This is a genomic window from Paucibacter aquatile, assembly GCF_002885975.1.
Lineage (GTDB): Bacteria > Pseudomonadota > Gammaproteobacteria > Burkholderiales > Burkholderiaceae_C > Paucibacter_A > Paucibacter_A aquatilis.
The window spans coordinates 194,146-207,760 of sequence record NZ_POSP01000004.1; the positions used below are offsets into that span (position 1 = coordinate 194,146).

At 68.4% G+C, this 13,615-nt stretch carries 11 protein-coding genes; 10 read left to right on the top strand and 1 reads right to left on the bottom strand.

Translation table 11 applies throughout. The features are described 5' to 3' along the window. The first annotated feature begins 4 nt into the window (after nt 1-4). Both C1O66_RS20525 and C1O66_RS20530 read left to right on the top strand, forming a co-directional pair. Nucleotides 5-904 carry a response regulator gene (locus C1O66_RS20525; RefSeq protein ID WP_165794715.1) on the top strand — a complete coding sequence of 300 codons (900 nt, stop codon included), beginning with the start codon at nt 5-7 and terminating at the stop codon, nt 902-904. Nucleotides 905-938: 34 nt separating this feature from the next. Then, nucleotides 939-2,126: a hypothetical protein gene (locus C1O66_RS20530; RefSeq protein ID WP_102769896.1), complete on the top strand. Its 1,188-nt coding sequence runs from the start codon at nt 939-941 to the stop codon at nt 2,124-2,126. A gap of 10 nt (nt 2,127-2,136) precedes the next feature. On the opposite strand, the gene C1O66_RS20535 is transcribed toward C1O66_RS20530, so the two are convergent. Beyond that, nucleotides 2,137-2,436, bottom strand: coding sequence for a 2Fe-2S iron-sulfur cluster-binding protein (locus C1O66_RS20535; protein WP_102769897.1), 300 nt, complete (start codon nt 2,434-2,436; stop codon nt 2,137-2,139). A 94-nt stretch (nt 2,437-2,530) separates the two neighbouring features. Here C1O66_RS20535 and C1O66_RS20540 point away from each other — a divergent pair, with 94 nt between their 5' ends. From C1O66_RS20540 to dbpA, 8 genes are all read left to right on the top strand, one after another. Continuing rightward, nucleotides 2,531-4,414, top strand: a complete 1,884-nt coding sequence (locus C1O66_RS20540; RefSeq protein ID WP_102769898.1) for a M3 family metallopeptidase — start codon at nt 2,531-2,533, stop codon at nt 4,412-4,414. An 8-nt stretch (nt 4,415-4,422) separates the two neighbouring features. Further along, complete coding sequence (locus C1O66_RS20545; protein WP_102769899.1) at nt 4,423-4,935, top strand: M48 family metallopeptidase; 513 nt, start codon at nt 4,423-4,425, stop codon at nt 4,933-4,935. Nucleotides 4,936-5,097: 162 nt separating this feature from the next. Beyond that, nucleotides 5,098-6,054, top strand: coding sequence for a tRNA dihydrouridine synthase (locus tag C1O66_RS20550; RefSeq protein WP_243392943.1), 957 nt, complete (start codon nt 5,098-5,100; stop codon nt 6,052-6,054). Continuing rightward, nucleotides 6,051-6,431: a translation initiation factor Sui1 gene (locus C1O66_RS20555; RefSeq protein WP_102769900.1), complete on the top strand. Its 381-nt coding sequence runs from the start codon at nt 6,051-6,053 to the stop codon at nt 6,429-6,431. Before C1O66_RS20550 ends, C1O66_RS20555 begins: the two co-directional genes overlap by 4 nt. 235 nt (nt 6,432-6,666) lie before the next feature. Then, nucleotides 6,667-8,757 carry a TonB-dependent receptor plug domain-containing protein gene (locus C1O66_RS20560; RefSeq protein WP_102769901.1) on the top strand — a complete coding sequence of 697 codons (2,091 nt, stop codon included), beginning with the start codon at nt 6,667-6,669 and terminating at the stop codon, nt 8,755-8,757. A 98-nt stretch (nt 8,758-8,855) separates the two neighbouring features. Continuing rightward, nucleotides 8,856-9,383: a YfiR family protein gene (locus C1O66_RS20565; protein ID WP_165794716.1), complete on the top strand. Its 528-nt coding sequence runs from the start codon at nt 8,856-8,858 to the stop codon at nt 9,381-9,383. 5 nt (nt 9,384-9,388) lie between these two features. Then, nucleotides 9,389-11,953, top strand: coding sequence for an ATP-binding protein (locus C1O66_RS20570; protein WP_165794717.1), 2,565 nt, complete (start codon nt 9,389-9,391; stop codon nt 11,951-11,953). Nucleotides 11,954-12,031: 78 nt separating this feature from the next. After that, on the top strand, nt 12,032-13,462 hold the full coding sequence (gene dbpA, locus C1O66_RS20575; protein WP_102769904.1) for an ATP-dependent RNA helicase DbpA: 1,431 nt from the start codon (nt 12,032-12,034) through the stop codon (nt 13,460-13,462). The last annotated feature ends 153 nt before the right edge of the window (nt 13,463-13,615 follow it).

Consider the following 13,615-nt stretch of genomic DNA (forward strand, 5'->3'; position numbering starts at 1 on the left):
GATCATGCAAACAGCCAATCTAGCCCCACTGCGTGTCCTGATCGTCGACGACAGCCGAGCCATCCAGGCCATCATCCAGCGCGTGCTGCAGGCGGCCTCCCTGGGCCCGCTGCAGTTCGAGTTGGCCATGGATGGCGAGCAGGCCTTGCGCCTGGTCACCAGCTTCGAGCCCGATCTGGTCATCTCCGACTGGCACATGCCCAAGGTCAGCGGCTTGGAGATGCTGCAGACCCTGCGCCAGATCGGCCGCCACGAGATCAAGGTCGGCTTCGTCACCACCGAGACGGGCGAACGCCACCTCTCGCAAGCGCGCAGCAACGGAGCCATCTTCGTGATCAACAAGCCCTTCAAGGACGAGGACCTCTTGCGCGAGGTGCAGGCGGCCCTGGCCTCCTGCCGCGAGGCGGCCAAGGGCCCGGCGCCGGCGCTGGAATCGGCCGAGGCGCTGAACCGCTTGATCAAGAGCCAGATGCGCGAGATTCCCTTCCGCCTGATCCCGGCACCGGGCCAGGGCCTGAACGACCTCAAGCTGCCCCACAACCTGGCCATGTATGTGGCCGAAGGGCAGAAGACCCCGCATGCGCTCGGCATCCTCGATGTCAATGCCTGCTGCATCCTGGGCGGCGGCGGGGCACAGCTGCAGCCGCCGCCGGTGCGCCTGGCGCTGAGTTCGGGCGTGCCCACGCCGGAGATGATGGCCCAGGCCGATCTCTTCTTGCGCTCGGCCGCGGGCATTCTGACGCGCGAACCGGGCTCGCCGGCGGTGACGCTGAAGGTGGTGAATCTGGTGGCCAAGCCCTTCGACAAGCTGCGCAGCCTGATGGAGCGCGACATCGGCCGCAGCGACTACCGTCTCTCGGTGCCGGGCTATGGCGAGGGCCGCATGGCCTTTATCCGCCTGTGAGCATCGCCCGCCTGGACGAGGAGCCGCGCCCGCCATGGAACTGACCGTCGAAGGCGTTGCCGCCGTCTCCCTCTTCCTCGCCAATGTGGTGGTGATCATCGTGGTGATCGCCACCTACTGGCGCATGACGCGCTACGAGGAAAGCAACCACATCCACATCGTCAACGCCCTGCGCGAGACCCGCGATGCCGGCCGCGAGATGAAGATCGCTGCGCATGAGCTGATGCGTGTGGCCGAGGGCCGGGGTGGGGCAGCGAACAGCAATTTCGGCGGCGCTCAGGCGCCCGATATGCACCTGCTCAGTGAACTGCCCGAGATGGTGCGCACCCTGATCAACAGCTACGGCATGGACACCGCCGCCGACCGCGCCCAGCGCGAGGCCGACCGCGAACCCTGGCCGGCCCATGCCCATGAAATGAATGCCGAGCAGATGGAGCGCCTCAAGCGCAGCCATCGCAACGAGGTCGATCGCCTGCTGGCCCAGCGCCAACGGGTGCAGGTGGAGCTGGGGCGCACGCGCGAGCGTTTGGAAGAAAGCCTGCGCCAGATCAGCAGCCTGCGTGCCCGCACCGGTGGCGGAGGGGGCAATGCGAGCGGCGCCGACAGCGCCGAGCTGGCCTCGACCCGCCAACGCCTGGAGCAGCTGCGTGGCCAGGTCCAGCAGGCGCAGGAGCGTGCCAGCGGCTTCGAGCTGCGCGCCGAGCGTGCCGAGCGCACGGCCGCCCGCCTGCAGCGCGAGTTGGAAGATTTGGCCTTGGGCGGCTCGGCCGAGGCTTCGGCGGCCTCGTCCGGCTCAGAGGCGCCGCCCAATGCCGCCGCCATCAAGGCCCTGGAGCGCGAGGCCCAGGCCCAGCGCGAGCAACTGGCCACGGCCGAGCGCACCATCCAGAAGCTGCGCCACGACCTCGAGGTTCTGTCGGCCGACCCGCCAGCGCATGACGAGCCGGTCGACGAGGCCGTGCTGGAAACCAAGGCCAAGCTGGAAAAAGAGATCGAAAAACTCAAGGGCCGGATCGAGGAGCTGGAAGACTCGCTCAAGCGCAATCTGGTCGAGAAGGGTTTCATCGAACAGCATTACCTGGAAGTGACCGCCAAGGAGCGCAACCCCGGTCAGGCCATGGTGCAGGCTTTGGAAGAGGCCGAAACGGCGGCGGTGTCGCCCGCGCCGGCGACCGAGGCGCCGGCCGAGACCGCACCGGCCGATCCCGCCGCACCGCGCTGAGCGCCGGGCTTCAGCCGCCTTCGCGCCGTACCGGTGCCAGCAGCAGATCGCTGCGCGCCTCCGCCACACAGGGCAGCACCCAGCCCTCGGCCTTTTCCTCCCGGCTCAGGCCGGGCCATTCGATGCGGTAGGCAATCTCACCCTCCAGCAGCTGGCGCACGCAGGCCCGGCAACTGCCATTGCGGCAGCTGCTGAGCATGGAGGCGCCGGCCTGCAGGGCGGCTTGCAGAATCGTCTGGTCGGCTCGGGCGGGGAAGCTCTCGCTGGCTTCATCCGCCTGCAGCAGGCGGATCTGGAAGGTCGTGCTCATGCCGCCATGATGGCCCAAAGTGGCCTTGCCAAGCCGGCTGCAGCGGCCGAACCGCTATGCTCTCGCCCCTGCCGACTTCACAAGAGCCGCCTCCATGGACCGCGCCCGCGCTTTTTTTGACCAGCTGAACCAGGACTATTTGCAGGTCCACAAGAGCAAGGAAGACCTGTTCTGGGCCACCTATATGGCCACCAGCGAGGACCAGGCCGGCTTCGAGCGGGCCGAGGGCGCCTACAAGGCCTTCATCTCCGACCCGGCCCGCCTGGCCGCGACGCGTGAGCACATCGCGCGGCTTGAATCGGCCGAGGAGAGCCCGGAGCGCACGGCCCTGCTGCACGGCCTGCGTGGCTGGCTGGCCGTGTTCGAGGCCAATATCATCGACAACGAAGCCGGCCGCGCCCTGATGGCCGAGATCATCGAGGCCGAGAGCCGCATCTTTGCCGCCAAGCGCGAGCTGCAGCCGCGGCACATCAACGAAGCGGGCGAGAGCGAGGCGGCCTCGCTGTCCATGCTGGCCACCAATCTGGCCACCAACCCGGACGAAGCCCGCCGGCGCAGCTCGCTCGAAGCCTTTTACGCGATTGAGCAATGGGTGCTGGCCACCGGCTTTCTCGACCTGGTGCGCTTGCGCAACCGCTTTGCGCGGGCCCTGGGATTCGACAACTACTTCGAACTCAAGCTGCGCAAGAACGAGCGCATGACGCCGCAGCAGCTGAAGGACATCCTCGACGATTTCGTGCAGCGCACCGATGCGGCCAACACCCGCGCCCTGGCTGATCTGAAGGCCCGCCATGGCGAGCAGGCCCTGCAGCCCTGGAATCTGCGCTTCTACTCGGCCGGCGATGTGGTGCGCCGCATGGACGCCTACATGCCCTTCGGCCCGGCCCTGCGCCGCTGGGTGCAGAGCTTCCGCCGCCTGGGCATCCAGTACCGTGGCGCCACCCTGCAGCTGGACTTGCTGGAACGCGCTGGCAAGTACCAGAACGGTTTCTGCCATGGCCCCATTCCCAGCTACGTCGACGCGCAAGGTCGCTGGGTGCCGGGTCAGATCAATTTCACCGCCGAAGCGAAACCCGATCAGATCGGCAGCGGCCTTCGCGCCATCAACACCTTGTTCCACGAGGGCGGGCATGCGGCGCATTTCGCCAATGTGGTGCAGAACTCGCCTTGCTTCTCGCAGGAGTTCGCGCCGACCTCGATGGCCTACGCCGAGACCCAATCGATGTTCTGCGACAGCCTGCTCGGCGATGCCGACTGGCTCAAGCGTTATGCCCGCAACGCCGCGGGCGAGGCCATCCCCGACGAGCTGATCCACGCCCGCATTGCCAGCAGCCAGCCCATGCGCGCCTTTGACGAGCGCTCGATCGCCGTCGTGCCCTATTTCGAAGCGGCGCTCTACGCCATGCCGGACGAAGCATTGACAGCGGAAAACGTGCTCGCCCTGGCCCGCGCCACCGAGCAGCGCGTGCTGGGCGTGCACAGCCCACGGCCGCTGCTGGCCATCCCGCATCTGCTCAACCAGGAGTCGGCCGCGTCTTACCAGGGCTATCTGCTGGCCCATATGGCCGTCTACCAGACCCGCGCTCATTTCTTGCGCGAGCATGGCTATCTGACCGACAACCCGGCCATCGGCCCGGCGCTGTCGGCGCATTACTGGGAACCGGGCAACAGCATCGATCACGACGCCACCTTGCGCAGCCTGACGAGCGAGGGCTTCTCCGCCCGCTACCTGGCCGAGGCCTGCAACCAGTCGGTCGAGGATTGCTGGGCCGAGGCCCAAGCCAGCATGGCCGCCGCCGCGCAGCGCCAGTACCCGAGCGAGTTCCCGGCGGCCCTGGCGGCCGAGATCCGCATCGTCCACGGCGAGCAGTTGCTGGCCGACAACCGCGAGGGGGATGAAGCCATGTGCAGCCAGTTCGAGGCCTGGATCGCCGCGAACTACAGCATCAGCCCCGGGGCGCTCGCCCAGCCGAGCTGAACTTCGTGATGCCGACTTTGAAGTACCTGGCCGGCTACCCGGCCGACTTGCTGGCGCAGGTGCAGCAGCTGATCGACGCCGGCCGCCTGGGCGAGACCCTGGCGCGCCGCTATCCGCTGGGGCACGAGGTGCGCAGCGACACGGCGCTGTTCGACTACACCATGGCGCTGAAGAACCGCTACCTGCGCAATGCGCCGCCCCTGTCCAAGGTCTGCTTCGATGCCAAGCTCAAGGTGCTGCAGCATGCCCTGGGCACCCACACCCGCGCCTCGCGCGTGCAGGGCGCCAAACTGACGAGCAAGCGCGAGATCCGCGTCGCCAGCCTGTTCAAGGAAGCCCCGGCCGAGTTCCTCAAGATGATCGTGGTGCACGAACTGGCCCACCTCAAGGAGCTGGACCACAACAAGGCCTTCTACCAGCTCTGCCAGCATATGGAGCCGGCCTACGGCCAGCTGGAGTTTGATCTGCGCTTGTATCTCACGCATCAAGACCTGCAGGCCGCGGAGGCTTGCCATGATTGAGCCGATGGAACTGCCTTGCATTGAGGGCCGAGCGCCGGGCCGCCCCAAGCCGGCCCGAGGCATCCGCAGGATGCCTGTCCCCTCGGGGGGCCGGCCAGCGTACCCGCTGGACGAGGGGCTCACATGATCTTGTTGGCGCCGATGGAAGGGCTGTTGGATCACATGCTCCGGGATGTACTCACCCGCGTCGGCGGCATCGATCGCTGCGTGTCCGAGTTCATCCGCATCACCGACATGCTGATGCCTAACCGCGTTTTCACCCGCATCGTGCCTGAGCTGCTGAACGGCGGGCGCACGGCGGCCGGCGTGCCGGTGCGTGCCCAGCTGCTGGGCAGCGACCCGGTCTGCATGGCCGAGAACGCGGCCAAGCTGGCGGCCCTGGGGCCGGCCGGCATTGACCTCAATTTCGGCTGCCCGGCCAAATGCGTGAACCGCCACCGCGGCGGCGCGGTGCTGCTGGACGAGCCGGAGCTGATCTTTGAGATCGTCTCGGCCGTGCGCCGTGCCATGCCGGCCGACATGCCGCTCTCGGCCAAGATGCGCCTGGGCTATATGGACAGCCACCGCACACTCGATTGCGCCCTGGCCATGCAGGACGGCGGCGCCGAGGAGCTGGTCATCCACGCTCGCACCAAGGCCGATGGCTACAAGCCACCGGCCTACTGGGACCGCATCGCCGCGGTGCGCGAGGTGCTGCGGGCGCGGGTGGTGGCCAATGGTGAGATCTGGACGCCTGCCGACGCCGAGAATTGCCGCGCGCAAAGCGGCTGCAGCGATTTGATGGTGGGCCGCGGCATGGTGGCCAACCCGGGCCTGGCCCTGGCCCTGCAGTCCCCGGATGGGCCGCCGCTGAGCTGGGCCGCGCTGCTGCCGCTGATGCGCGGCTTCTTTGATCTGGTGCGAAGCAACGTCGCTCATCGTCACCAGGCCGGCCGCCTGAAACAATGGCTGCATTACCTGCGCCGGCATTACCCCGAGGCGGAAGAGGCCTATCTGCGCCTGCGCACCGTCAATTCGCCCGAGGAGTTGGACCTGCAGATGTTTGGCCCGGACGAGCGCGGGCCGCGGCCACTCCGTCCGCGTCCGATCGATGAAGAAGTAGAAAGTTGCACCGCATGAAGTCCAGCAAATCTCTGTCCGGCCTGGGCGCCTTGTCCGGCCTGGTCTATTCCACCGACAGCGGCCGCACCTGCCCGGAATGCCGCCAGGCCAAGGCCGATTGCCGCTGCGGCCGGCCCCAACTGCCCAAGGGGGATGGCATCGTGCGTGTCTCGCGCGAGACCAAGGGTCGGGCCGGCAAAGGCGTCACCCTGGTCAAGGGCGTGCCGCTGGACGAAGCCGGCCTGATCGCCCTGGGCAAGGAGCTCAAGGCCGCCTGCGGCTCGGGCGGCACGGTCAAGGACGGCGTGATCGAGGTGCAGGGCGACCACCGCGAGCGGGTGATCGAGCTGCTCAAGAAAAAAGGCAGCTGGACGGTCAAGCAGGCGGGCGGCTGAGCCCGCGTGTTGCGCCCCTGAAACCCCGTGGCTGATGGGGCTGCGCGCCCTCGCCGATGAAGCTAGACTGGGCCTGCCTTGGGCTTGAGCAGCGCGGAGCGGAGCAAGTCGCCGCGCACTGCCATCAGAGCGCCGGCCCGGGCGTGGCGCCACGGCCTGCCTCAGCGGCCGCGGAACCGGGTTGGGGCCTGCGGTGCCATGTGCGGCGCGGCGGGTGCTTGCAGGAGTTCTGAACATGCAAGTCGGTGTACGCATGCGCATGGGGGCTGTGGCGGCCTGGTGCCTGGGGATGGCCGCGATGCCGGCCCGGGCCGCGGGCTCCTTGCTCGACCTCGATCTCGACAGCCTCTCGCAGCTGGAGGTGCGCAGTGCCACCGGCTTCAAGATGGCCGCGCGTGACGCGCCGGCCATCGTCTCCATCGTCACCGCCGCCCAGATCGAGGCCATGGGGGCCAACACCCTCGAAGAGGCCTTGCAAGGCGTGGCCGGCCTGCACATCGCGCCCAAGAATCGCCAGCCCCTGTTCGTGATCCGCGGCATGTACACCTATGACAACCCGCAGGTGCTGGTCACGCTCAACGATGTGCCCATCAACCCGGTGTTCACCGGCTCGCTGGGCGCTGGGGTCAAGCTGCCGCTGGCCGCGGTGGAGCGCATCGAGGTGGTGCGCGGCCCGGGTTCGGCGGTGTTCGGCGCCGATGCCTTTGCCGGTGTCATCAATATCGTCACCCGCGACCCCATGCGCGAGCCCGAGAGCCAGGCCGGGCTCAGCCTCGGCGCCTTCCGCAGCGCCGACCTCTGGATGCGGCGCACCTCGCGTGTGGGTGACTGGGGCCTGATGCTGGCCGCCGAGCTGCAGCGCAGCGAGGGCGACCGCGAACGCCGCATCGAGGCCGACCAGCAGACCGAGTTCGACCGCCTCTTCGGCAGCCAGGCCTCGCGTGCGCCCGGGGCACTGGACACGCAGTACCGCCTGGGCAATCTGCATGTCGAGCTCGCGCGGGCCGATCTGCAGCTGCGCCTCTGGCATTACCGTGCCGATCGCATGGGTGCGGCCTGGGGCATCGCCGGGGCGCTGGACCCCGACTCGCGCACCGAGGCCCGTCAGTCGCTGGCCGAGCTGCGCTGGCAGCTGCCCGGTGCCACCGAGCATTTCAACGCGTTGCTGCGCGCGTCCTGGAGCAATTTCTGGTTCTTTGCCAACTACCAGGTCTTTCCGGCCGGCGCGCTGCTGCCGGTCAATGCTCAGGGCGATCTCTTCGGTGCCGGGGAGAGTCGGCTGTTTCGCTTCGAGCAGGGCGCCATCGGCAACCCGGGCTCCGATGAAGACAGCCTCCGGCTCGATGCCGAGGCGCACTACAGCGGCTGGGCCGGCCACCGCCTGCGCCTGGCTGCCGGGGCCAGCCAGGTCAAGTTCCACGCCTGGGAGGCCAAGAATTTCAGCAACGGGGTGGCGGCCGGTCAGTTGGTCGATGTCACGGGCACGCCGTTTGTGTACGCGCCCGATCTGCAGCGGCGCAACCGCTACCTCTCGCTGCAGGATGTCTGGCGCCTGAACGAGCAGGCCGAGCTGACCCTGGGCCTGCGCGTCGATCACTACAACGATTTCGGTACCACCCGCAACCCGCGCGCGTCCCTGGTCTGGCGCCACTCGCCGGTGCTCAGCAGCAAGTGGCTCTATGGCCAGGCCTTCCGCGCACCATCGATGAAAGAGCAGTTCGTCGCCTCCAACCCGGTCAATCTCGGCTCCAAGACCTTGACGCCCGAGCGGGTACGCACCTGGGAGTGGCAGCTGGATTGGTCGGCGGGCACCGATTTCAATGCCCGCCTGGCTTTCTTCCACTACCGCATGAGCGATCTGATCCGCCTGGTGTCGGGCGTGTATCGCAATGTCGGCCAACTGAGCGCGCCCGGCGCCGAGTTGGAGCTGGACTGGCGCCCCAGCGACCACAGCCATGTGCGCCTGAATCACTCGGTCCAGCGCGCGCGCGATGCCGAAGGCCATGTCGCGCCCTATGCCCCGCGCCAGATCAGCAGCCTGGCGCTGGAACACCGCCTGGGGGCCGGCCTGAGCCTGCAAGCCCAGGCGCGCTGGGTGGGCGCGCGGCCGCGTCTGAACGCGGACACGCGGGCGCCCTTGCCGGCCTACCGGCAGCTCGATGTGCAGCTGCGTTGGCAGCCGGCCGGTGCGGACTGGTCGGCCTCGCTGGGCCTGCGCAATGCCCTCAATGCAGCGGCCACCGAGCCGGCCGACTCCAACGCCATCGTCGGCGATGTGCCCCTGGCCGGCCGGGCCTGGCGCCTGGACCTGCGCCGCAGCTTCTGAGGCGGCCGATTCTCGCCATGGCCCGGACCCGACTCGCCCCCTTTCACCCGCCGGCATCTTTGCGGCGCGCGGGACTCTGGCTTCGTCGTGGGGTGGTCTTGGCTCTTGTCCTGGCCAGCCTGCCGCCCCGCGGCGCGGCGGCCGAGGCTCTGGTGGGTGAGTACAAGCTCAAGGCGGCGTTCCTCTACCGCATCAGCCAGTTCGTCGAGTGGCCCGAGGGCGAGGCGGGCGAGCGCGCCTTTCACATCTGCGTGCTGGGCAGCGACCCCTTTGGTGACAGCCTGCGCGAGCTGAGCACGCGCAACCATGGCAGCCGACCGATTGCACTGCTGTACCCCGCCACGGCGCGCGAGGCCCGGGCCTGCCAGATGGTGTATCTCGATTCCGGCGGCAAAAAGGCGATCGGCGAGCTGACCGCCAGCCTGGCCGATCTGCCGGTGCTGACCGTGGGCGGGGCCGAGCAGTTTGTCGACCAGGGCGGCGGCGTCGGCTTTGTCGTGGAGGGCGGCAAGCTGCGCATGGAGATCAATGTCGAGGTGCTGCGCCGCGCCCGCCTCAAGCCCAGCGCCAAACTGCTGGAAGTGGCAGCGCGCCTGGTCGGTACCGGCCGGGCAGGGAGCAGCTGATGCGCATGGCCTTGATGCCGATCCGTCGCCTCAGCGTGCTGCTGATCATGGCGGTTTGCGTGGGCAGCCTGCTGCTGTCCAGCGTCATGCATGCCTGGTACGAGGCGCGCGGTGCGCGCGAGGCCCTGGGTTTCGAGCTCAGCTCTCTGGCCACCTTGCTCGGCAATCGCAGCACCGCCGCCATTGCCTTCGATGACAGCCGCACGGCCGAAGAGAACCTGGCCGCCCTGCGCGAGATCCGCCATGTCGCCCAGGCCTGCCTCTACGGCAGCGAGGGCGCCTTGTTCGCCCGCTTCGAGCGCCAGCCCGAGCAGCGCTGCGCGGCTCAGCTGCCGGCGGCCGAGGCGGCTCAGTCCGGCTTGAGCATCGAGGATGCCTGGGTGCGTGTGCGCCAGCCCATCCATCTCGATGAGCAGAAGGTGGCCGTGCTGGCCATGGCCTCCTCGCTGGAGGCGGTGCATCAGCGCCTGTGGCGCCAGCTGCAGCTGCAGGCCGGGGTGGTGCTGCTGGCGGCCTTGCTGGCGCTGGCGGTCTCGCTGCGCATGCAGCGCCTGATCTCGCAGCCGCTGCTGGCCCTCGGCCAGGTGGCCCGCAACATCGTGCAAAGCCGCGACTACCGCCTGCGCGCACCCGAGCTGATGGGGCCGCTGGAGCTGGGCCAGCTGGCCCAGTCTTTTAACCGATTGATGGCCACCATCGAGCAGCAAAACCAGGAGCTGGAGGCCGGCCGCCAGGCCGCCCAGGGCCGGCTGGAGCGCTTGCGCGCCAGCCAGCGTGCGCTGAGCGGCCTGGCCAAGTCCGAGGCCGTGGCGCGCGCCGATCTGCCGGCACTCGTGCAGGCACTGTCGCTGGCGGCCGGTGATCTGTTTCCGGGCTGCCGGGTGCGCGTGGGCCTGCCCGAGTCGCCGCAGGCGGGGGCGCCCACCGTGGCTGCCGGCCTGGCCCATGCCCAGCAGCAGGGCGAGCGCTCCCTGGCCGTGGCCCATGTGGTGCGCGATGAGCGCCTGAGCACGGCCCAGGCCGAGGCCTTGCGCGCGGCCGGGGTGATGGCCTTTCTCTGGGCCGCGGCCGGGGCCAGCCCAGCGGGCCAGCTCGTGCATGTCTGCCTGGAGCGGGGCGAAGCCGAGCGGCACTGGAGCGCCGACGACATCGCCGTTCTGTGTGAGATGGCTGATCTGTTGGCCCTGGTCGAACGCGACAGCCAGCGCCGCGGCATCGAAGCCAGCTTGCGCGACAGCGAGGCGTACAACAAGCTGCTGTTCCGCGAATCCTGCATGCCCCAGGGCCTGCTCGATCCACAAAGCCTGCGCCTGCTTGACGGCAATCGGGCCGCCGCCGAAGCCTTCGGCCTGCCCTGGCCCGTGGCGGGTTCCGGTGAGGGCTCGGCCGAGGCCGCGCCCGGCCTGGCCTGGGCCCAGCTCGACCTGGGCGCCTTGTTGCCCGCGCAGCAAGTCGATGGCAGCGATTCGCTCGATCGGCTCAGCGAGGCCATGGTCGAGGCTCTGGCCGGCGGCCGCCATGTGCTGGAGATGCAGCTGCTGCGCCGCGGCGAATCGGCCTGGGAGGCCGAGGTGCATCTCGACCGCTGGCAGTCGGGCCAGCGCAGCCTCTTGCAGTTCAGCCTGATCGATGTCTCGGCCCGGGTGCAGGCCCAGCGGGCGCTGGAGCAGCTCAATGCTGAGCTGGAGACCCGGGTGGCGCGGCGCACCCAGGCCTTGCTGGAGGCCAACCACCAGCTCTCCGAGACCCTGGACACCTTGCAAAAGACCAAGGACGAGCTGGTGCGCAACGAGCGCCTGGCCTCGCTGGGCGCCCTGGTGGCCGGCGTCGCGCATGAGCTGAACACGCCCATCGGCAACAGCCTGGTCGTGGCCTCGACCTTGCAGGAGCACAGCGCCCATCTGAGCGCCGATGTGGCCGCGGGCACCTTGCGTCGCTCCTCGATGCAGGGCTATCTGGACCTGGCCAACAGCAGCTTCGCCCTCCTGATGCGCAGCCTGCAGCGCGCGGCCGAGCTGGTGGCGCGCTTCAAGCAGATGGCCGAGGACACGCACTGGGGCCGGCGTTGCCGTTTCGATCTGGCTGAGGCCCTGATGCAATGGACGCAGACCTTGCAGCCGCAGTTCACGGCCACGCCGCACCGCTTGCTGACCGAGCTGGAGCCCGGTATCGAGATGGACAGCTGGCCCGAGATGCTGGAGCAGGTGCTGAGCCAGCTGATCAGCAACACCTTGATCCACGCCCACCGTCCCGAGCGACCCGGCACGACGCGGCTGCAGCTGCAGCGGCTGGACGGCGAGCGTGTGCGCCTGAGCGTGTCGGACGATGGCTGCGGCATCGATGCGCGCAGCCTGCCGCGCATCTTCGACCCTTTCTTCACCACGCGCCTGGGCTCGGGCGGCAACGGCCTGGGCCTGCATCGGGTGTTCAGCCTGGTCAATGGCGCACTTGGTGGCCGCATCATGTGCAGCAGCGAGCCAGGGCAGGGCAGTGTGTTCGTGCTGGAGCTGCCCTGCGTGGCGCCGCAGGCCGACAGCCTGCCTGGCTCGGGTGGTGAACGCCCGGCTTGAAGCGTCGCTGCGTGCGTCTGAAGCCTCGCGATCCGTGTTTTCCCGAGGTGTGGCGGGCCGAGCAGGGATAATCCGCCGATGAACGCCCCCACGCCTGACTCCAAACTCTCCTTCGCTCAGCTGCCGCTGAGCGCCGCCATGCAGGCCAATCTGGCCCAGCTGGGCTACACGCAGATGACGCCCATCCAGGCCGCCAGCCTGCCGCTGGCGCTGGAGGGTCAGGACTTGATCGCCCAGGCCCAGACCGGCAGCGGCAAGACCGCCGCCTTCGCCCTGGCCCTGCTGCACCGGCTCGATGCCAGCCGTTTTGACGTGCAGGCTCTGGTGCTGTGCCCGACACGCGAGCTGGCCGATCAGGTCACGCAGGAGATCCGCCGCCTGGCCCGGGCCGCCGACAACATCAAGGTGCTGACTTTGTGCGGCGGTTCGCCGATGAAGCCGCAGATGGAATCGCTGGGTTTTGGCTGCCACATCGCCGTAGGCACGCCGGGCCGGGTGATGGACCATCTCGAGCGTGGCAGCTTGAATCTGGGCGCACTCAGCACCTTGGTGCTCGATGAGGCCGATCGCATGCTGGACATGGGCTTCTTCGATGACATCGTGACCGTCGCGCGCCAATGCCCGAAGAAGCGCCAGACCCTGCTGTTCTCGGCCACCTACCCGGAAGGCATCGCCAAGCTGAGCAGTCAGTTCATGCGCGAGCCCAAGGAGGTCAAGCTGGCCGGCGGCGCCAGTGCCAGCCAGGCGCCGGCGCAGATCGAGCAGATCGCGTTTGAAGTCAGCGAGGGCGAGCGCCTGCATGCCGTCTCGCAGCTGCTGCGCCATTTCCGCCCGGCCAGCACCATCGCTTTTTGCAACACCAAGCAGCAGTGCCGCGACCTGGTCGATGTGCTGAATGGCCAGGGTTTTGTGGCCATGGCCTTGCACGGCGACCTGGAGCAGCGCGAGCGCGACCAGGTGCTGATCCAGTTCGCCAACCGCAGCTGCTCGGTCCTGGTGGCCACCGATGTGGCGGCGCGCGGCTTGGACATTGCGCAGCTTGAATGCGTGATCAATGTCGAGGTCACACCCGACACCGAGGTCCATGTGCACCGCATCGGCCGCACCGGCCGCGCCGGCGCGCAAGGCCTGGCCCTGAGTCTGGCCAGCCTGGACGAGATGGGCCGCATCGGCCGCATCGAGCAGCTGCTGGGCCGCGAGTTCGTCTGGCAAAAGCTTGACAGCCTCAAGGACGCCGACGGTGCGCCGCTGCAACCCGCCATGGACACCTTGCAGATCCTCGGTGGCCGCAAGGAAAAGATCCGCCCCGGCGACATCCTCGGCGCCCTGACCGGCGAAGCGGGCTTCAAGTTCGAGCAGGTCGGCAAGATCAACATCACCGAGTTCCACAGCTATGTGGCGGTGGAGCGCAGCATCGCCCGCGAGGCGGCCCGGCGCCTGTCCGAGGGCAAGCTCAAGGGCCGCAAGGTCAAGGTGCGCCGCATGGCGGACCTGAGCAAGCTGGATTGAGTGCAGCCTGCTTAAGGGCAAATGCCGGGTCTGGTTGCTGTGCGGCCGGGGTAGAGTTCAGCCCGCCTTGAATTGCCGACCAGGACTGGAGGCAATTCCTTTACCCGCAAGGCCAAAGAGTCTCGGGTATCTGTATCGATTCGAGGGAGAGTC